General features: G+C 49.9%; 19 protein-coding genes, 1 other RNA gene and 1 pseudogene. 20 read left to right on the top strand and 1 reads right to left on the bottom strand.

Annotated features, from left to right (window positions below; all coding sequences use genetic code 11):
- Positions 1-2: 2 nt before the first annotated feature.
- From A2F46_RS05690 to A2F46_RS05615, 16 genes are all read left to right on the top strand, one after another.
- Positions 3-2,066, top strand: a complete 2,064-nt coding sequence (locus A2F46_RS05690; RefSeq protein WP_066568000.1) for a prolyl oligopeptidase family serine peptidase — start codon at positions 3-5, stop codon at positions 2,064-2,066.
- A 202-nt stretch (positions 2,067-2,268) separates the two neighbouring features.
- On the top strand, positions 2,269-2,508 hold the full coding sequence (gene acpP, locus A2F46_RS05685; RefSeq protein ID WP_066567851.1) for an acyl carrier protein: 240 nt from the start codon (positions 2,269-2,271) through the stop codon (positions 2,506-2,508).
- Positions 2,509-2,605: 97 nt separating this feature from the next.
- Entirely contained in the window at positions 2,606-3,859 is a 1,254-nt protein-coding gene (gene fabF / locus A2F46_RS05680) for a beta-ketoacyl-ACP synthase II (protein ID WP_066567848.1), read from the top strand.
- A gap of 71 nt (positions 3,860-3,930) precedes the next feature.
- The gene (locus A2F46_RS05675; protein ID WP_066567841.1) at positions 3,931-4,656 is read left to right on the top strand and encodes a hypothetical protein; all 726 of its coding nucleotides are present in this window, start codon (positions 3,931-3,933) and stop codon (positions 4,654-4,656) included.
- Positions 4,631-5,923 (top strand): adenosylmethionine--8-amino-7-oxononanoate transaminase, encoded by a 1,293-nt coding sequence (gene bioA, locus A2F46_RS05670; RefSeq protein WP_066567839.1) that lies wholly within the window; start codon positions 4,631-4,633, stop codon positions 5,921-5,923. Before A2F46_RS05675 ends, bioA begins: the two co-directional genes overlap by 26 nt.
- Positions 5,920-7,092: an 8-amino-7-oxononanoate synthase gene (locus A2F46_RS05665; protein WP_066567833.1), complete on the top strand. Its 1,173-nt coding sequence runs from the start codon at positions 5,920-5,922 to the stop codon at positions 7,090-7,092. Before bioA ends, A2F46_RS05665 begins: the two co-directional genes overlap by 4 nt.
- On the top strand, positions 7,067-7,822 hold the full coding sequence (locus tag A2F46_RS05660) for a methyltransferase domain-containing protein (protein WP_156471572.1): 756 nt from the start codon (positions 7,067-7,069) through the stop codon (positions 7,820-7,822). Before A2F46_RS05665 ends, A2F46_RS05660 begins: the two co-directional genes overlap by 26 nt.
- A 2-nt stretch (positions 7,823-7,824) precedes the next feature.
- Positions 7,825-8,508, top strand: a complete 684-nt coding sequence (gene bioD / locus A2F46_RS05655; protein ID WP_066567998.1) for a dethiobiotin synthase — start codon at positions 7,825-7,827, stop codon at positions 8,506-8,508.
- Positions 8,509-8,516: 8 nt separating this feature from the next.
- Positions 8,517-9,497: an NAD(P)H-dependent glycerol-3-phosphate dehydrogenase gene (locus A2F46_RS05650; RefSeq protein WP_066567830.1), complete on the top strand. Its 981-nt coding sequence runs from the start codon at positions 8,517-8,519 to the stop codon at positions 9,495-9,497.
- Between the two features lie 34 nt (positions 9,498-9,531).
- Positions 9,532-10,704 carry an ABC transporter substrate-binding protein gene (locus A2F46_RS05645; RefSeq protein WP_066567827.1) on the top strand — a complete coding sequence of 391 codons (1,173 nt, stop codon included), beginning with the start codon at positions 9,532-9,534 and terminating at the stop codon, positions 10,702-10,704.
- Between the two features lie 68 nt (positions 10,705-10,772).
- Positions 10,773-11,099: a hypothetical protein gene (locus tag A2F46_RS05640; protein ID WP_066567822.1), complete on the top strand. Its 327-nt coding sequence runs from the start codon at positions 10,773-10,775 to the stop codon at positions 11,097-11,099.
- The gene (locus A2F46_RS05635) at positions 11,096-11,410 is read left to right on the top strand and encodes a cell division protein ZapA (RefSeq protein WP_369796309.1); all 315 of its coding nucleotides are present in this window, start codon (positions 11,096-11,098) and stop codon (positions 11,408-11,410) included. The genes A2F46_RS05640 and A2F46_RS05635 overlap by 4 nt, the downstream gene beginning before the upstream one ends.
- Positions 11,411-11,417: 7 nt before the next feature.
- Positions 11,418-11,598, top strand: a non-coding RNA gene (ssrS, locus tag A2F46_RS05630) — 6S RNA.
- Positions 11,599-11,727: 129 nt separating this feature from the next.
- Positions 11,728-11,958: a PhaM family polyhydroxyalkanoate granule multifunctional regulatory protein gene (locus tag A2F46_RS05625; protein ID WP_066567820.1), complete on the top strand. Its 231-nt coding sequence runs from the start codon at positions 11,728-11,730 to the stop codon at positions 11,956-11,958.
- Positions 11,959-12,039: 81 nt separating this feature from the next.
- Positions 12,040-15,483, top strand: coding sequence for a DNA polymerase III subunit alpha (gene dnaE / locus A2F46_RS05620; RefSeq protein ID WP_066567819.1), 3,444 nt, complete (start codon positions 12,040-12,042; stop codon positions 15,481-15,483).
- Entirely contained in the window at positions 15,470-15,787 is a 318-nt protein-coding gene (locus A2F46_RS05615; protein WP_082783592.1) for a GIY-YIG nuclease family protein, read from the top strand. The genes dnaE and A2F46_RS05615 overlap by 14 nt, the downstream gene beginning before the upstream one ends.
- Before the next feature lie 80 nt (positions 15,788-15,867).
- Here the strand turns inward: A2F46_RS05615 and A2F46_RS05610 are convergent.
- Positions 15,868-16,871, bottom strand: a pseudogene (locus A2F46_RS05610) (L,D-transpeptidase).
- A 122-nt stretch (positions 16,872-16,993) separates the two neighbouring features.
- Between A2F46_RS05610 and A2F46_RS05600 the strand changes: the two are divergent.
- The 4 genes from A2F46_RS05600 (at position 16,994) to A2F46_RS05585 (ending at position 18,909) form a co-directional block, all read left to right on the top strand.
- A complete protein-coding gene (locus A2F46_RS05600) occupies positions 16,994-17,434 on the top strand; it encodes a TRAM domain-containing protein (RefSeq protein ID WP_156471570.1) in 441 nt (146 codons plus the stop codon).
- Entirely contained in the window at positions 17,398-17,769 is a 372-nt protein-coding gene (locus A2F46_RS05595) for a hypothetical protein (protein WP_197457574.1), read from the top strand. Before A2F46_RS05600 ends, A2F46_RS05595 begins: the two co-directional genes overlap by 37 nt.
- Complete coding sequence (locus A2F46_RS05590) at positions 17,730-18,356, top strand: methyltransferase domain-containing protein (RefSeq protein WP_082783591.1); 627 nt, start codon at positions 17,730-17,732, stop codon at positions 18,354-18,356. Before A2F46_RS05595 ends, A2F46_RS05590 begins: the two co-directional genes overlap by 40 nt.
- Before the next feature lie 64 nt (positions 18,357-18,420).
- The gene (locus A2F46_RS05585; protein ID WP_066567800.1) at positions 18,421-18,909 is read left to right on the top strand and encodes a hypothetical protein; all 489 of its coding nucleotides are present in this window, start codon (positions 18,421-18,423) and stop codon (positions 18,907-18,909) included.
- Positions 18,910-18,937: the final 28 nt, after the last annotated feature.

Below are 18,937 nucleotides of genomic sequence, written 5' to 3'. Positions count from 1 at the left end.
TTATGTGCGATGTAGATCCGTTTGCGAATTTGGAAGATTTGACTGCTCAGTCCACCCAGGATTTTGCGGTGGCGGCCGATGGCGAAACGCGGGCACGTTTTGAAGATGCGGTCTTTGTGGCGATGCGTGACGACATTGCGGCGCAATTGCAAGATGAGCAGCAAATCGCGTTTTGTCAGGAACACCGCGCTCGGATGTATCATTTTTACCAATCGGCGGAATGGCCTAAAGGGGTATATCGCGTTTGCTCCGCAGCCAGCTATCGCGCAGGGCTGCCTGAGTGGACTATTTTGTTTTCAGTGGCCGATTTTGATGCGATTTTGGATGATGATGTGTATTTACAAGGTGTGGCGCATTATGTGGATGCACCAGAGCATGTACTCATCAGTCTGAGCGCGGGCGGAGGTGATGCTGCGTATACGGTGGAATTCGATTTGGTACAGAAAAAAATTGTGCCTGATGGTTTTCATTTCCCGCTAAGTAAAAGCAACATCAGTTGGCGTGATGCGGATTCGGTGTGGGTGTGCCCAGCTTGGGATGAACGCCAATGCACCGCATCGGGTTATTCGCGCCAAGTGTGGTTGTTGCACCGTGGGCAGTCCTTTGCTGATGCTGTGCCTGTGTTTGAAATGCCGGTTGATGGCATGATGGTCAATGCGTGGCGCTATTTGGATGGTCAAGGTGGTGTCATTGATTTGATAGAGGCGGCCTCTGGTTTTTATACCAAAACCTATTATCAGATAATGGCGGATGAAACGGTGCATCGGTTGACCTTGCCGGATGACTGTGAGCTGATGGGGTATTTGTCGGGACAGTTGTTGGTGCAATTAAGAAGCGATTGGCTGCGTGCCAATCAAGCTTATATCGCCGGCAGCTTGGTGGCGGTGAAGTTGCATAAGGGCGTGCTCGGTGAGGCTCAGGCATTGTTTGTGCCCTCAGCTACGCAAGCCATTGATACTGTCGAAACCACCCGCCGGTTTGTGGTAGTGGGTATTTTGGATCAGGTGCACAGCCGTTTGTGTGCGTGGCGATTCCATGATGGTTGCTGGCAAACGGTAGTGCTGCCGAAGTTGCCTGAGGGGGTATTGGAAATCACCGACCAACCTTGGGGGGGTGATATTTTGTATTTGGCCATCAGCCATTTCACCCAACCGCTGACTTTGTATACGCTGGATTTGCAACTGATGGAATTGTGTGTGATGCGGCGCCAAAAAAACCAGTTTGATACGACTGGTATGCAGATCCAGCAATTTCAGGCAACCAGTGCGGATGGTACAGCGATACCGTATTTTCATGTGGGCCGAACGGCGACACCGCAAACACCCACCGTGGTTTATGTCTATGGCGGTTTTGGTATGCCTCAGCTGCCTTACTATTTAGGCATGGTTGGCAGGCACTGGTTGGCCCAAGGTGGTGCGTTTGTACTGGCGAATGTTCGCGGTGGTGGCGAATTTGGCCCTGCTTGGCATCGTGCGGCACAAGGGGTAAACAAACACCGTAGCGTGGATGATTTGTTGGCGGTATTACACGATTTGTATCGGCACCAGCGAGCCAGCGCGGCACACACGGCCATACAGGGCGGTAGTAATGGCGGTTTGGTGGTGGCCAGTGCCTTTTGCCGTGAGCCACTCAGCATGGGTGCATTGGTGTGTGAGGTGCCGCTAACAGACATGCTGCATTATGATCAGTGGTCTGCCGGTTCATCTTGGCAGGATGAATATGGACGTTTGGCTGAGGTAGCCGAAGCAGCAGCGTTGAAAGCGCTGTCGCCATATCATCAGCTGCGGTCCGGCCGAGTTTATCCACCTGCTTTGGTGACCACCAATTGGCGTGATGACCGAGTTCATCCGGCGCATGCGCTGAAATTCTATGCGCGTTTGCGTTCACTTGGTCAATCTGCATGGTTATCTGCACCGATGGCTGGCGGGCATGGCGGCGGCACCACACAAAATGAAACGGCTGCTGAGTTGGCTTTGATTGTTCGCTTTCTGCAACACAGTATCGGCGAGGAGCAGCACAACGATACGGTTGAGAATGGCTTGTGGGCAAAAAACAGGCTGTGCTAAGATGGCAGCAATGGGAATAACGGGCTTGTATTGGAGCGAAATAACCGCGAATTGCCGTGAAGTTCGCTCAGTAGCGGCGGCATTGGTGTGTTTATAGATGGAAAACTCTAGTTTTATTCGGTACAATACTGCCGCATAAAAGCCACTCTTTGATTCAACTAACCCTGTCTGACGCTGTCGGGCAAAGAAGGAAAGACTGTAAATGGACAACAACATCGAACAACGCGTGAAAAAAATTGTTGCAGAACAATTGGGCGTGAGCGAAGCTGAAGTGAAAAACGAATCTTCATTCCAAGAAGATTTGGGCGCTGACTCATTGGACACCGTTGAATTGGTTATGGCCTTGGAAGAAGCGTTTGGTTGTGAGATTCCAGATGAAGAAGCTGAAAAAATCACCACCGTACAACAAGCCATCGATTTTGTAAGCGCACACCTAAACTAATTCTGTCTGCGTAAACCAAACATCTGAACTGCCTCTGACGAAGAGGGTGTGCCGTTGCCGCCTGAATCGGCCAGAGGTTTTTTCTTGCGAGCACATTATGAGCAAAAGCAAAAAAAGAGTGGTCATCACCGGCTTGGGGCAAGTGTCGCCGGTGGGTAATGATGTCCATACCGCGTGGCAAAATTTACTGGCTGGTGTGAGTGGTATTGGTACCATTACCCGGTTTGATGCTGCTGCACTGCCTTGCCAGATTGCCGGCGAAGTCAAGAATTTTGACATTGGCGAATACATCAGTGCCAAAGAAGCGCGGCGTATGGATTATTTCATTCACTATGGCATTGCAGCTGCGTTCCAAGCGATTGCAGATGCTGGTTTGGATGATGTGCCCAATTTAGACAAGACTCGGGTAGGCGTTAATATTGGCTCTGGTATTGGCGGGCTACCGGCAATTGAAGCTACGGGCCGCACGGTGTTTGAGCACGGTGCACGCAAAATTAATCCTTTTTTCATCCCCAGTTCGCTGATTAATCTAATTGCAGGCCACGTGACCATACTGAAAGGCTACCAAGGCCCGAGCTATGGCATGGTATCAGCATGCACTACGGGTGCGCACAGCATTGGCGATTCGGCGCGCATGATTGTGTATGGCGATGCCGATGTGATGGTCGCGGGTGGGGCTGAGGGAGCTATTTGTGAATTGGGTATCGGCGGCTTTGCTGCGATGAAAGCCTTGTCTACTCGCAATGATGATCCACAAACCGCCTCACGCCCATGGGATAAAGGGCGAGATGGCTTTGTGATGGGCGAAGGCGCCGGTGTTATGGTATTGGAAGAATACGAGCATGCCAAAAAACGCGGTGCCAAAATTTATGCCGAGCTAGTGGGCTTTGGTATGAGTTCTGATGCGCATCACATTACTGCGCCGAGTACCGATGGTCCGGCTTTGGGTGTGACCCGTGCATTGAAGGATGCTGGTCTGAATCCGGAAGACATCGACTATGTGAATGCGCATGGTACGTCTACCCCTTTGGGTGATGTCAATGAAACCAATGCGTTGAAATTGGCCTTCGGTGAACATGCCAAGAAAGTCGTGGTTAATTCCACCAAATCGATGACTGGCCACTTATTGGGTGGTGCGGGCGGGGTTGAGGCAGTTTATACCACGTTGGCCATCTACACGCAGAAATCGCCCCCTACCATCAATTTATTGGATCAGGACGTGGAAGCAGGCTGTGATTTGGATTACTGTGCCAATGAAGCGCGGGACATGAATATCCGTGCAGCCATTTCCAATTCGTTTGGTTTTGGCGGTACCAATGGTACTTTGGTGATTCAACGTTTCGAAGGGTAACATCCGGTTGCCTGCACAGGCTGCCTGAATGATTGTTCAGGCAGCCTGCGTTATTTTGGTGATACGAGGTCATGCAAAAGTTATTGTTATTCAGCGGTTGGGGGGTGCGACCAACGGTATTCCAACCCTTGCAAGCAGCTTTGGCGGAGCATGGGTTCGACACTACATTGGCTCCTATTTTTGATATACACAACAAAACCTTGCGCAGGCATTATCAACAACAGGCGTGCGAAGCCGCCATTGTGGGTGGTTGGTCTTTGGGTGGGCAACTGGCCGCGTGTATGGTCGATGATTTGTGCAGACTGGGGCAAGGCACTAGACGCTTGATTACATTGGCCAGCAATCCGTGTTTCACGGCGCAACACGACTGGCCCCATGCTATGGGCCAAGCGGTTTTTCGATCTTTTACTGATGCATTCATGACACAACCCCACATCACCTTACGCCGCTTTGCAGCTTTGATGTCCCGTGGTGATGCCCATGTTAAATCCACTACTACCATCATGCAGCAGCATCTGGATCAGCCTTCGGCCGTGCTGGATTGTGGCCTGAGGATGCTGGAACAGTGGGATGGTCGTGCTTTGCTGCGCCGGCTACAGGTGCCGCAATACCACATTTTGGCGCAGTGCGATGCGTTGGTGCCTGCAACCGCTCATATGGCGTTGGCACAGCTAAACCCTGCTATGGACGTGTGTTGTGTGGACGGTGCTGCACATGCACTGGTTTACACCCATGCTGAAGTTCTGGCTGCGCTTTTGGCCGATTGGATAAATGGTGGAAACAACAAACGAATTTGACCACAACCATTTGTGGCATCCTTATACGTCGATGACTCAGCCTTTGCCCACGTTTACGGTACAAAAAGCAGAAGGTGTTTATTTGTATTTGGATGATGGCCGGCGCTTGATTGATGGCATGTCTTCTTGGTGGTGCGTGATCCATGGCTATAACCATCCAGCTTTAAATGCTGCGATTGAACATCAACTGAAAAATATGGCGCATGTGATGTTTGGTGGGTTGACTCATGAGCCAGCAGTGGAATTGGGTCGCGCCTTGTTGTCGATAGCGCCGCCCAATATGGACAAGATTTTTTATGCTGACTCTGGCTCAGTGGCGGTTGAAGTAGCGTTGAAAATGGCGGTGCAATATTGGGCGGCCAAAGGTTATCCCGATAAAACCAATTTTGTCACACCCCGTTCGGGTTATCACGGTGACACTTGGAATGCGATGTCGGTGTGTGACCCAGTTACCGGTATGCACCACTTGTTTGGCAGCAGCTTGCCTTCACGCTGCTTCGTGGATGCGCCTCAGTCAAGATTTGATGGGCTATGGCTGCCTGAAGACATGGATAGCCTAAAGGCGCTTCTGGCCACCCAACACGCAACCTTGGCCGCATTGATTCTGGAGCCGATTGTTCAAGGTGCGGGCGGCATGCGGTTTTATCACCCTGAGTATTTGCGTCAAGCCAAAGCTTTATGTGCTGAGTATGGTGTGTTGTTGATTTTTGATGAAATTGCCACTGGTTTTGGTCGTACAGGTAAATTATTTGCTTGGGAGCACGCTGGGGTGGCACCAGATGTGATGTGTGTGGGCAAGGGTCTTACAGGTGGTTATCTGACATTATCGGCTGTGTTGACCAGTGCCGATGTGGCGCAAAGAATTAGCCAGGGCGAAGCGGGTGTATTCATGCATGGGCCCACGTTTATGGCCAACCCGTTGGCCTGTGCTGTGGCTTTGGCCAGTATCCGATTGCTATTGCAACAAGATTGGTCGCAACGTATTCAAGCTATTGAAACACAACTTCAGGCAGCCTTGTTGCCTTTGCGCTCGTCCAGCTTGGTGGCCGATGTGCGTGTTTTGGGTGCCATTGGTGTGGTGGAGTTGACTCGCACGGTTGACATGGCTTGGTTTCAACAAGCCTGTGTTCAGCGTGGCATTTGGGTGCGTCCCTTTGGCCGTTTGGTATATATTATGCCACCGTATGTCATCAGCCAGGCTCAATTGGCAGAGCTGTTGCTACAGATGATTGCCATCATCGAAGAAATGGCGCAGGGGCCAGCATGAGTGCAATGGATGATTTTGCCGAGCAAATGGCACAATGGCGCACGCAGGGACAGTATCGACAATTGAGCATGATGCAGCATGATGGCATTTATGTATGGACCGATCAGCGGCGGCTGTTGAATTTGTCGGGTAATGATTACCTGGGCTTGGCGGGTGATACGGCACTGCGTGAGCGCTTTTGGGCAGAAACCGGTGGGCGTTATGCATTGGGCAGCGCCTCATCCCGCTTGCTGACGGGTAATGACGACACCATGACAGCACTTGAGCACAAATTGGCTCAGGCGTATGGTGGACGAGCAGCTTTGCTGTTTAACAGTGGATATCATGCCAATAGCGGCATTTTGCCAGCCATTTGTGATCGGAATACGGTTATTCTGGCAGATAAATTGGTTCATGCCAGCTTAATTGATGGCATGCGCTTGTCTGCGGCGCGATTTGTGCGCTATCGCCATCAAGACAATTTGCATTTGCGGCAGCTACTGGCACGTTTTGCGGATGAGTCTCATGTGAAGCGCATTATCGTGGTTACGGAAAGCATTTTCAGCATGGATGGCGATGTGACTGATTTACGCCAGTTGGTGTCGTTGAAGCGGGATTATCCCCAAGTCATGCTGTATGTTGACGAAGCTCATGCTGTGGGTGTGCGCGGAAATCAAGGGTTGGGGTGTGCAGAAGAACAAGGCGTGCTGAACCAGATTGATATACTTGTGGGTACCTTTGGTAAGGCATTGGCTTCCATGGGTGCGTATGTAATCTGTCACCCAATATTGCGCGAATACCTCATCAATACTGCTCGACCGTTGATTTTTAGTACGGCGCTGCCACCCGTAAATTGGGCTTGGTCTGGTTTTGTGTGGACACACGTCGTCACCATGCAATCGCAGCGGCAACATCTGAAAACTGTGGGACAGCAATTGCGCGCAGCTGTGGCTCTTTTGGCACCTCATGCTTCAGGCAGCCATATTGTGCCGATTATGGTGGGTGATAGTGCGGCCGCTGTTGCCAAGGCTAAGCGCTTGGCTGCCGCTGGTTTTTCAGTGATGGCTGTGCGGCCGCCTACGGTGCCCGCGCGCAGCGCGCGCCTACGTATTTCTCTCAATAGCCAAATACAATGGGCGCATTTAACGCCTTTGTTGGCTTTACTTGCGGACAACGCAGGTGGTCGATAAAAACCGAGTGGCACAGCGGTTTGCCAAAGCACAGAGTCGATACCGGCAGGCTGCAGTGGTGCAGTCGAACATGGCACGCCAATTGATTTGGTGGGCTGCGGCGTTGGGCATGCAACCGTGCGATCGGCTGTTAGAAATAGGGTGTGGTGATGGTTTACTCACGCGATTGCTACCTGGGCAGCAGCATCATTGGCTGAATGATTTATACCAGCATTCAAGTTTGGCCGATTATCGAGCCCAATGGCTACTGGGCGATATCGAGCACATCCGATTGCCTGAACACCTTTCGGTTATCGTATCCAATGCCGTGTGGCAATGGGTACATGACGTGCCCACTTTGCTGAGCCGCTGCGTTGCCGCATTACAATCTGGGGGCTGGTTGTGTTTGACTACGTTTGCACCGGCGAATATGCGTGAAATCAAAGCGCTGACTGGATGTGGCTTGTCTTATCCTTCCTTGGCTCAATGGCACGGTTGGTTGGAAAATGCGGGCTTAGACGTATTGTTGCTACGGGAAGAACGGCAAACTTTGCTGTTTGACGACGCATTGGCGGTGCTTCGACACCTACAACATACCGGTGTCACCGCAACAAGTGCTGATTTTCAGTGGAGCAAAAGGCGTCTGGCGCAATTTGTGCGTGATTACGCCGTGTTGGCGCGGCAGCATGGTTGGCAAAACGCTTACCCGCTCAGTTATCAACCTCTTTATTTGGTGGCCCGAAAACCATGAACATGGCTTCTGTTTATTTTGTCAGTGGTATTGATACTGGAATAGGGAAAACCTATGTAACCGGTTATTTGGCCAAATTGTGGCGTACACAAGGCCAACGTGTGATCACGCAAAAATTCATCCAAACCGGCAATGAAGTGGTGTCTGAGGATATTGAGGCGCATCGCAAAATTATGGGCTGTGGTTGGCTGCCTGAAGATAAAGAAAAATTAACCATGCCGGTGATTTTTCCTTATCCAGCATCTCCGCATTTAGCCGCCCAGCTAGCCGAGCGCAGCATCAATATTGATGCCATTGAGGTGGCCACAAAAAAACTAATCACGCGTTATGATACGGTGCTTTTGGAAGGTGCTGGTGGGCTCATGGTGCCGATTAATAGCGAATGCCTGACATTAGATTATGTGGCACAACATGATTATCCTGTGATTTTGGTAACATCGGGGCGCCTGGGCAGCATTAACCATACGTTGCTCAGCCTAACTGCATTGCGCGCAAGAGGCGTTAAGCTATTTGCTCTGGCTTATAATTGGTTTGGTGCCAGTGCCGACCAAGTGATTGCCAACGATACGGCGCAATTTTTACACCAGTATCTACAACGTCATCACCCTGAGGCGCAGTGGCTGGATATTCCGGTATTGACTGGTTCATTTCCGGATGATGTGGCCAATAGGGTTGAAAGAAACTGAGGATGCGTATGAAAATTTGTGTGATGGGTGCAGGTGCTTGGGGTTCAGCCTTGGCGATTCATTTCAGTTTGCATGGTCATGTAGTGTCTTTGTGGACGCACAATGCAGAGCATGCACAGGCATTGAGCCAAGATGGCGAAAATCAGCGCTATTTGCCCGGATTTTCCTTTCCTCCAACACTGCGTATTGATACCCAACTGAATGATGCGGAGTTGGTGATCATCGCAACACCAGTGGCTGCTCTACGCCAAAGTGCTGAAAGGCTTCAGGCAGCCGGTTTGGGCGAAGTGCCTGTATTGGCTGCTTGCAAGGGCTTTGAACAGAAAAGCGGTTTGCTACCCCATCAAGTTTTGACTGAGGTGCTTCGTCAAAACGTCAGTGTCGGCGTTTTATCAGGGCCCAGCTTCGCGCAAGAATTGGCTCAACAGCTGCCTTGTGCTGTGACGCTGGCGTCTGACCATTTGGCTTGGATAAAAACGATGGCGCAGACACTGAATACTTCGGTAATGCGGTTGTATGCCAATCACGATGTGGTGGGTGCAGCGGTGGGCGGTGCCGTGAAGAATGTGTTGGCCATTGCGACCGGCATTGCTGATGGGTTGCACTGCGGCTTGAATGCCCGAGCTGCGTTGATGACACGTGGCTTGGCTGAAATCACCCGATTAGCCACTGCGTTGGGTGGAGATGTGACTACGATGATGGGCTTGGCCGGCATGGGCGACTTGATTTTAACTTGTACAGGTGCTCTTTCTCGCAATCGTCAGGTAGGTTTGATGTTGGCAGAGGGTAAAAATTTGCAACAAATTTTGAATGAGCTTGGTCATGTTGCCGAAGGCGTGTATACCGTCAACGAGGCACATCAACTGGCACAGCATTTGGGTGTAGAAATGCCGATTACAGAAATCTTATTCCAATTGATTCATGATAATATCGCCGTGGCCGAGGTCGCCGATGCCTTGATGGAGCGCGCACCTAAAGTTGAGTGGTAATGATTCTGCAATCCAAAATGGGAAGGTGGATAGGGTGTTGGTGAAAAAAATTCTGTTGTGTTTGTGTGTGTTGAGTGTGCTGGCAGCCTGCGGCGGTCATGAGCGCAAGAATAGTCACAGCGCATCAATGGCAGAAAATGGGTCGAATAAATCAATTGTATTTGCCTTTTTACCTGGTACCGATAACGACGATGCTTATCGGCAAGGCATCGAACTGGCGTTGGCAGAAGCCAATGACAAGAAGATCAATATTGGTGGGAGAAGTGCGCATTTCACCTTAGATACCGCGACGAAACAACAATCTTTGCATATGGATCGTGCTATCGGAAAACAGCATTGGTCAGTTTTGATGGGCTATGCTGGGTTGCCTGAAGAAAAGTCCACACACATTGCCTTGCCTGTCATGGCTTTGGGTGACGATGCCGCCTATGTTGCATCTGATTCACCAAACTCAGAATCGACTCCAGTATTTCATCTTCAGCCAACAGTGGTGCAACAAGGTCAATTGTTGGCCCGCTATTTATTGCAGCAAAATGATGTGCGCCGCGTTGCCATCATCAGTAATGGACAGCATCCTTTGTTAGTGAGTGCATTGCATGATCAATTGCAGCAGGGCGGTAAAAATACCACGGTATATGTTTTGGATAAGGTACACAATACCCAGCTACAGCAACTGATGGCACAATTGCAGACCAATGTGCCGGATTTGGTTTTCTACAGCGGAGATGGTAAATCAGCGGTTCGTTTGCTGCGCCGGATGCAGCAAGCGCGGTTATTGGTGCCTGTGATGCTCACTGCAGAGGCCAAAACAAATCGATTTATTCAGCAAGCAGGTGATTATGCGCAAGCCAGTATGGCGATGGTGCCAGGTTTGGCGCTAACACAAATCAAAAATAATGATGTTTTTGCTCAAGCCTATCGACAGCGGTTTGAGCAAGACCCGAATATAGCCGCCGTATATGGCTATGATGCCGCATGGGTGGTTATAACGGCTATGAAATTGGCCAATAGTGCGGAGCCAGCTTCTTTTTTACCCAAACTGCAAAGCCTGAATATGGCTACTGGCCTACTCAGTGGGCCGCTGACGTTTGACAATCGTGGGTGGCGGAATGAAGCTGCTATGACCATTTATCAAGTGGAAGATGGTGAATGGAAATTGGCGGATAGCCTGACTGGGACGCCCAATCAAAAGGCCGGTACACCATAATGAGCAGCATTGACAGCATGAGCAAATTAAGCAAACATGCCGACTTGAGCGTGGAGTGAAGCGGTATTATGAATACACAAATCCAACAATTGGAATCGCGCGTGGCGCAATTGGTGGCGCGCTTTAATGCGCTCTTGGTAGAAAAGCAGCAATTGAGCGCTGAAGTGAAACGTTTGCGTGACCAACAGCAAAAATTAGTGGCTGATTTTCAAGAAGAGCGAACACAGTTGTGCAAGCAGTATGAATTAAGTGAGTTTCAGTTGGAGCAAAATTTGCAGCAAACCATAGATATCTTGCAAGCCGATAAGCGTCAATATGAAGCCACCTTGCAAGCCGGTGCTGCTGATTTGCAAGCGTTGTTGCAGCGGTTCCCACAAGCCAGTGAGGAGGCATGATGAGCGACGAGGCGATTCAACAAGTCCAAGTAGAAATTTTGGGCCGCCAGTTTAATATCGGTACGCCAGCCGCAGAACACAGCACATTGGTTCAGGCGGTGCAGATGCTCAATGACAAGATTAATGCGATTCAGGGAACCGGACGCATCGTTGAAACCGATAAAATTGTCATCATGGCGGCTTTGAATTTGACCCATGATTTGTTGAAATTAACGGTGAAAGATGGTTTGGCAGTGGGCGATTTTGAGCGTAAGATAATGAGCATGGTTGAGGCTTGCGATAAAGCATTGGCGGCTGAACCCCCTAATTGAGTTTGTTTTTCCCCTGCGGTGTTCGAGAGGACAAATATTCCTTTGAACCAATAATTCGCTTTTGATAGTGACTGAGTTGATGGTGGGCGTGATTGTCCTTTGGGATGAACCCGAAGCTATCCGAAGTTGCTAGCCTTGTCTTCAAGGTTCAAGCGGATGGCGTCCAGACCGGCACAGGCGGGGGACCCCCATACCATCAGGCTGCATTAAGCAGCCTGATTTATTTTTATAGCGGTGGTGTAAATATGGATGTGGCCTTAGGGCTGCCTGTTACAATGATGACTTGGGTGTTTTTGTCGGTGTAATGGAGGTAAACCATGGATGACAATAATCCTTTTGCGGCATGGCAGGATATCTGGCTACAAACCAATAGGCCTCAAATACCTTTTTTACCGCCCACAACGTTAGAAGAAGTTGAAAAACGATTGCTGGAATTGCATAGTGTGGAAATCTGGTTGCAAGCACAGCAACAGGCTATTCAGTTACAAAAAACGTTGCTAAACCAACAAAAACTGGTACTGCAATCCATGCAGCCGCCGCCAAAATAAAATTCATAATTAATTTGTTGGCTTTGTTTTAATCGCCGCCCATCTTGCCTTTGTGGTGGCCTATCTTGATCTGCGAATCCCATGTCTGAACATTTACCTTATATTCCCCTACGATTACACACTGAGTTTTCGATCGAAGATGGCATTGTGCGCATCAAAGATGCGGTGAAGCGTGCGGCTGCCTTGGGTGTACCTGCTTTGGGTATCAGCGATTTGATGAATGTGTTTGGCATGGTCAAGTTTTATAAGGCTTGCCGCCATGCTGGTGTCAAACCCATTATGGGTGCTGACGTATGGTTGGAAAATCCCCGCCAGCCAGAAAAACCCTTCCGTTTATTACTGCTGATTAAAAACCACGCTGGTTATTTGCGGCTAAATGATCTGCTTACCGATGCTTATGTGAGCGATAACAAAGACCCGAACCGCGCACTCATTAAGCAGGCTTGGTTGGCTGAAGGTGATAACCGTGGGTTGATCTGTTTGTCGGGCGCCCAATATGGTGAAATTGGGCAGGCCATACTCAACCACAAGCAGGCTGAAGCGGCGGTGGCGCTGCATAAATATCGGCAGTGGTTTGGAGATGGTTTTTATTTGGAGTTGCAAAGGCTGCCTGAAAAACCTGAGTGGGAAAACGTGGTTACCGCCAGCGTGGCTTTGGCGGCAGAGTATCAGGTGCCAGTGGTGGCCACCCATCCTACCCAGTTTATGGATGTGGATGATTTCCAAGCCCACGAAGCTCGTGTGTGCATTGCCAGTGGCTATGTTTTGGCGGATAAACGTCGTCCTCGAGAATTCACACCCAGTCAATTTTTTGCCACCCCAGCCATCATGGCTGAGCGCTTTGCTGATATCCCGGAGGCTTTGCACAACAGCGTGGCCATTGCCCAAAGCTGTAACCTGACGTTGACTCTAGGCCAGCATTTTTTACCAGTATTCCCTACGCCAGAAGGCATGAATCTGGATGATTATCTGGTGCATTTGGCCAATGAAGGTTTGGTTGAACGCATGAAGGTATTGTATCCCGATGAGGTAGAACGAACGGCTAAATTGCCCGAATACCAAGAGCGCATGGATTATGAGCTGGGTGTGATTATTCAGATGCAGTTCCCAGGCTACTTTCTCATCGTGCAGGATTTCATCAACTGGGCCAAGCAAAATGGTTGTCCGGTAGGTCCTGGGCGGGGTTCAGGAGCTGGTTCTGTGGTGGCGTTTGCGTTGCGCATTACGGATTTAGACCCATTGCGCTATAACCTGCTGTTTGAACGGTTTTTGAATCCGGAACGTGTATCCATGCCTGACTTCGACGTGGATTTCTGTCAGGAAAACCGGGGTCGAGTGATTCAGTATGTACGACACAAGTACGGTATGGCCGCAGTGAGCCAAATTGTCACCTTTGGCACCATGTCGTCCAAATCGGTGGTGCGTGATGTTGGCCGCGTGTTGGATTTGCCCTTTGGTTTGTGTGATCGCCTGTCAAAACTGGTACCGGTAGAAGCCAATAAGCCGCTCAGTCTCACTAAGGCGATGGAAGCTGAGCCCCAAATCATGCAGTTATTGCATGATGAAGAAGCCGAAGAATTAATGACGTTGGCGCTCAAATTAGAGGATTTGACCCGTGGCTTGGGTATGCATGCTGGCGGTGTGATTATGGCACCAGGAAAGATTGCTGATTTCTGTCCTGTCTACCAAGCACACGGTGATGATACTTCTCCGGTATCGATGTTTGATAAAGATGATGTCGAGCAAATCGGGTTGGTGAAATTCGATTTTTTGGGGCTGCGCAACTTAACCATTATTGAGTTGGCTCAAAATTATATTGAAACCACTACCCAACAAAAAATCGACGTGGCCTATATCCCGTTGGACGATGCTGCTACTTATGGTGATATTTTTGCCAAAGGCAACACCACTGCAGTTTTTCAGTTTGAATCAGTGGGCATGAAAAAAATGCTCATCGCTGCAGAACCCAGTAAATTTGAAGAAATTATTGCTTTCGTTGCCTTATATCGGCCAGGGCCCATGGATTTGATTCCCGATTTTACCCGACGATTGCGTGGCGAAAAATTCGAATACCTGCATCCGTTATTGGAGCCTGTGCTGTCCTCTACCTATGGGGTTATGGTGTATCAAGAACAGGTGATGCAGGCAGCGCAGGTGTGTGGCGGATATACGTTGGGCGGCGCCGATTTACTGCGTCGCGCCATGGGTAAGAAAAAAGTTGAAGAAATGGTGAAGCACCGTGCCATCTTTGTGGCTGGTGCGGCTAAAAAAGGCATTGATGAAGCCAAAGCCAATGAAATTTTTGACTACATGGAAAAATTTGCGGGCTATGGGTTTAATAAATCTCATGCCGCAGCTTATGCTTTGGTGGCGTATCAGACAGCGTGGCTGAAGCGTCATTATTTAGCAGAATTCATGGCAGCCACCATGTCCAGTGAGTTGGATAATACCGATCAGCTTAAGGTGTTTGTGGATGATTGTGTGGCCAATGGCATCACCTTTTTGCCACCGAGCGTAAACCATTCGTTTTATCGGTTTACCCCCAATAATCAAATGCAAATTCGCTATGCATTGGGCGCCATTAAAGGCACAGGCGAAGCGGCGGTAGATGCCATTGTGGCCGCTCGGGAAGCGGGCGGCCCATTTTTGGATTTATTTGATTTCTGCCAACGGGTTGATAAACACCACATCAATCGGCGTACGATCGAGGCTTTGGTGCGTGCAGGTGCTTTTGATGAGATGGAACCCAATCGGGCTATGTTGTTGGCCAATATTGGCTTGGCCGTTGATAATGCGGAACAAATATCGGCCAATGCCAATCAGGGTGGGTTATTTGATTTTGCTGTCGATGCCATTGCACCCGTTGAAATGATTTATGTCAGACCCTGGTCGCCGTCGGTGAAACTGGCTGAGGAGAAGCAGGCATTGGGCTTCTACTTTTCCGGCCATCCATTTGCACCTTATGCAGATGAAGTGCGCGCTTTTGCCAGCACCACCCTGGCTAATTTAAAAGCCGCCGAACGACGGCAATGGGTGGCCGGTTTTGTGACCAGTGTGCGCTACATCATGGGTAAGCGGGGCAAATTTGCGGTGGTGGTATTGGAAGATGGCAGTGCCCGCCAGGAAGTAGTCGTGGCTGGGCAAGTATTGGAAGAACATGCTGCTTTTATTAAAGCCGATGAGGTATTGCTGTTGGAATGCAAAGTCGCTGTGGACGAATACAATGGTGGCGATGGATTGCGCATTACAGCCGATGTGGTTTATACCTTGGATCAGGCCCGTGAGCGGTTTGCCCGTAGCTTAAAATTGACTCTGTGGCCGGAAAATGAAGTAGGCCCACTTTTGGCTTTACTGCAACAACACCGTGAAGGTGCTGGCAAAGTGCCATTGAAGCTGGCTTATGAAAATCACTATGCGCAGGGTGTATTGGATCCGGGGCGAGAGTGGCAAGTCTGTGTGAGCCAGGCGTTAATGGTTTCTTTAAGTCAATTATTGGGTGAAGAAGCGGTGCATGTGGGTTGGTGAATCTAGGTTGCCTGAAGCTATTCAGGCAGCCTTACCGTGTTTGCCACAGCCTCAGGGTGAATGGGTGGTGTATTTATTGTTGTGTGCCAACGGGTCTTTGTATTGCGGTATTAGTAACCACCCTCAACAACGCTGGCAAGCCCACGTACAAGGGCTCGGTGCTCGCTTTACCCGCATGCATCAGCCACTCCAGATGCGCATTGTACTCGCGCATCTGGCTAAATCAGTGGCAGCCCGCTGTGAATATCGTCTCAAGCAGTTAAAGGCCGAAGACAAACGCAGGTTATGGCAAACGCTGGAGTGAGACAATATAGGCCGCGCTTCGGCATAAATAAATGGCCGATTGCTAAAAAGCAGTCGGCCATTGCGCTTGATTCAATGGTGTTACATCAAGCGATCAAACGTAGCATCTTCTTCACTTTTGGTGGGCAGCGGATTTACCGTTGTTTCTCCTGGTACTGCTGTCCGATTTGAAGGTTTAGCCGCTTTGTTGGATGGAATGGGTTTTACTGGCTCTGCATCCACTTCAATGCTGCTGCCTTCTGGCAGCTCATCCGGCTCGTTGCCGCCATCTGGCGCATTGCTCTGGGTTGCTTTGGGCTGAATCAATTCACCTTTGCCGCTGGTCCAAGCCAATGGCCGCAAAATGCCGTCGACCTTGGTTTTGCTTGCCTGGCAAGTAACACAAATCAAGGTGTTAGCTTTTTTATCCAATGTGGTATTGATGCGTTTGCTGTCTACATGCTTACCGTTTTTGGCGGCCCAAGCAGCGATACTTTTGGTCAATGCGGTTTTGTTGAGGTTATTGCGCGCATAAGGGTCGCGGTAGGCTACCAGCCAAACATCCGCGTTGTTGTCTACGTTCACGGAAGCAAGCTGATAAATGACAGCTGCATCAGCACCGTGATTGACGATTTTGGCAAAGTCTAAAGCATTGGGGCTTTGCATGCGCACACAACCATGACTGCGTACCCCAGGGACGCTGGTGGGCGCATTGGTGCCGTGTATGCCCAAGCCCAGCCGAGGATCGCCCAAACGCACGAATACCGGCCCCAATGGGTTTTGTGGTCCTGGCGCTACCGATTTCAACACTGGCTTGCCAGTTTTGGCCATTTCTTTTTGGATGCTTTTGGGTACTGACCAAGTGGGGTTATAGCTTTGGGGCCAATTTTGTATTCACCCAATGGTGTCTGGGTACTTTTTTTGCCCACAGCCACTTGATAGCTTTTGACCAATTTGCCATCTTGGTACAAAAACAAGCGCAACTGAGGAATGTTTAAAACCACCTGTTGGCCTTGAGCGGGCGGTGCAAAATCAGGCTCAGGAATGGCGGCCAGTGCAGCACCTGTACACAATAAGGTAGTGAGTGTGAGGGTTAATTTTTTCATCATTGTTGTAATATCCGGTTAACAACGCAGGCGTTCATCATACCGTAATGGCAAAAAAATGTGAGAAAATATGAAGCTTGGTTGCCATCATCGCGCAACGATTTGTTTATGAAGGAAAGGCAGTGCCCAATCAATTTGTAATGTCTGAGCAGTCGGTGTTGAAAGGCCCTTTATGGATCACCGATATTGATCACGATGGTCGGGGTATCGGGCGGACAGACGGCAAAGTCGTGTTTGTGGCCGATGCCTTACCAGGGGAAACGGTGTGGTGGCAGAGTATACGTGAGAAGAAAAATTTGATAGAAGGGCGCGCAAGGCAGTGGCGGGATTACAGCGATGTTCGCCGTAGTCCACCTTGCGCTTATGCCGTGCGCTGCGGTGGTTGTCAGTGGCAGCACATTGATGATGCAGCCCAAGTGGCTTTTAAACAGCGGGTGTTTGAAGCACAACTGCGCCGTATTGGTCAGGTTTGGCCGACACAAATATTGGCACCTATTTATGGTTTGCTTGGCATTATCGTGAACGTGTGCGCTTTTCCATACGCCATGTTGCTTCTTCAGTAGTGCTGGGTTTTCAGGCAGCCTATTCTCATGAGGTGGTGGATATTGATGCTTGTCCTGTGTTGGCTCATGGATTGTCAGCTGCCATTGGGCCCATTAAATCGATGTTGCGTGCTTGTGCGCAGTATTTGGGTATTCGCCAAGTGCAGTTGTGTGAAGGAGATGAGGTTTCCGCGCTTCTGATTGAAGCAGACCGGCCTTTTGCACAGGCACAACAACCGCAATGGCAGGCGTGCATGCATGGGCTGAGTAGGCAAAGTGGTCGCCTTGGCAATTGTGGTGGGTCGATAAAAAAAACATGCCGCGCACTAGCCAGCCTGTATATGCGACCGGTGTAGGTAGTCTGCATTATCGGTTACCGGAATATCAGGTGAATATTGCTTTTACCCCGCAAGACTTTACTCAGGTTAATGGGCGAACCAATGCTCTGATGGTGCATCGAGCCATGGCTTTATTACAGCCTCAGGCGGATGAGTTGATTGTGGATTGGTTTTGCGGGCTGGGCAATTTCAGCTTACCCATGGCGAGATTGGGTGCCAATGTCATCGGCATAGAAGGCGTTGCGGCCATGGTTTCCAAAGCCCAAGCCAATGCCAAAGCAAATGGTTTATCGGCACAGGCTCAGTTTGGCCAAGCTGATTTATTTGCTGTGACCGATATAGATGCGGTGCGCTGGGGCGTGGCGGATAAATGGCTGTTAGACCCGCCACGAGCTGGTGCTCAGGCTCTGGTGCAGGCATTGCATGGGTTGCCTGAAAACAAATTGCCTAAGCGCGTTGTGTATGTGTCGTGTAACCCTGGTACCTTAGCTCGGGATGCGGGTATTTTGGTTGCACGAGGATATCGGTTCAGCGCCGCCGGAATCATGAATTTATTTGCGCAAACCGCCCATGTGGAATCCATTGCGGTGTTTGACTGGCCATGATGAACATCTTAATATGCACCCGGTTATGTGGTGGTCATATATAAAATATAGATAAGGAATTAGAATGTTGGCTAGAATCACGCAGAAAATATTGGTGTTAATGGGCGTGGCTGTGGTGTCAGTGGCGCAGGCACAAGTTTTCGTGGCTCAGTCCATTCCTTATCGGGATGCGTCGACCATTAATGACAAAATTGTCAGTGAGTGCACAAACCTAGGTAAAACCTTTGCCGACAGTATGATTGAAAATGGCAAAAGCAAAGGTTTGGATTTGGTGGGCACAGGGGATGACTTGAGTCAAAAAACCGATTATGTGGATGTACGCATGGAGAGTGCTTTGAGCGCGGGAAATGCATTTATTGGCCATGCCAAAGGGGTGACCGCCAGTGCCGCGCTGTTTCAGAATGGTAAAGAAGTGGCCAAGAAAACCTTTACGCGTGGTTCTATGGGCGGAGCATTTGGTGGGTTTAAGAGCTCTTGCTCTGTTTTGGATCGCACAGTGGCTGCTTTAGGCAAGGATGTGGCCAGCTGGGTTGGTAGCCAAGGTGCTCATTGAAACTTGGTCATGATGCAAAAAGCATCCC

Origin of the sequence: Snodgrassella sp. CFCC 13594 (assembly GCF_001590725.1) — a bacterium.
In the GTDB taxonomy this organism is placed as follows: Bacteria; Pseudomonadota; Gammaproteobacteria; order Burkholderiales; family Neisseriaceae; genus Snodgrassella.
This window is presented reverse-complemented; position numbering and strand designations above follow the sequence as displayed.

What these genes read in the sequence shown, in the direction of transcription:
- A2F46_RS05690 (WP_066568000.1), top strand. Translation starts at nt 3, where the DNA reads ATGTGCGATGTAGATCCGTTTGCGAATTTGGAAGATTTGACTGCTCAG.
- acpP (WP_066567851.1), top strand. Translation starts at nt 2,269, where the DNA reads ATGGACAACAACATCGAACAACGCGTGAAAAAAATTGTTGCAGAACAA.
- fabF (WP_066567848.1), top strand. Translation starts at nt 2,606, where the DNA reads ATGAGCAAAAGCAAAAAAAGAGTGGTCATCACCGGCTTGGGGCAAGTG.
- A2F46_RS05675 (WP_066567841.1), top strand. Translation starts at nt 3,931, where the DNA reads ATGCAAAAGTTATTGTTATTCAGCGGTTGGGGGGTGCGACCAACGGTA.
- bioA (WP_066567839.1), top strand. Translation starts at nt 4,631, where the DNA reads ATGGTGGAAACAACAAACGAATTTGACCACAACCATTTGTGGCATCCT.
- A2F46_RS05665 (WP_066567833.1), top strand. Translation starts at nt 5,920, where the DNA reads ATGAGTGCAATGGATGATTTTGCCGAGCAAATGGCACAATGGCGCACG.
- bioD (WP_066567998.1), top strand. Translation starts at nt 7,825, where the DNA reads ATGGCTTCTGTTTATTTTGTCAGTGGTATTGATACTGGAATAGGGAAA.
- A2F46_RS05650 (WP_066567830.1), top strand. Translation starts at nt 8,517, where the DNA reads ATGAAAATTTGTGTGATGGGTGCAGGTGCTTGGGGTTCAGCCTTGGCG.
- A2F46_RS05640 (WP_066567822.1), top strand. Translation starts at nt 10,773, where the DNA reads ATGAATACACAAATCCAACAATTGGAATCGCGCGTGGCGCAATTGGTG.
- A2F46_RS05635 (WP_369796309.1), top strand. Translation starts at nt 11,096, where the DNA reads ATGATGAGCGACGAGGCGATTCAACAAGTCCAAGTAGAAATTTTGGGC.
- A2F46_RS05625 (WP_066567820.1), top strand. Translation starts at nt 11,728, where the DNA reads ATGGATGACAATAATCCTTTTGCGGCATGGCAGGATATCTGGCTACAA.
- dnaE (WP_066567819.1), top strand. Translation starts at nt 12,040, where the DNA reads ATGTCTGAACATTTACCTTATATTCCCCTACGATTACACACTGAGTTT.
- A2F46_RS05615 (WP_082783592.1), top strand. Translation starts at nt 15,470, where the DNA reads ATGTGGGTTGGTGAATCTAGGTTGCCTGAAGCTATTCAGGCAGCCTTA.
- A2F46_RS05590 (WP_082783591.1), top strand. Translation starts at nt 17,730, where the DNA reads ATGCCGCGCACTAGCCAGCCTGTATATGCGACCGGTGTAGGTAGTCTG.
- A2F46_RS05585 (WP_066567800.1), top strand. Translation starts at nt 18,421, where the DNA reads ATGTTGGCTAGAATCACGCAGAAAATATTGGTGTTAATGGGCGTGGCT.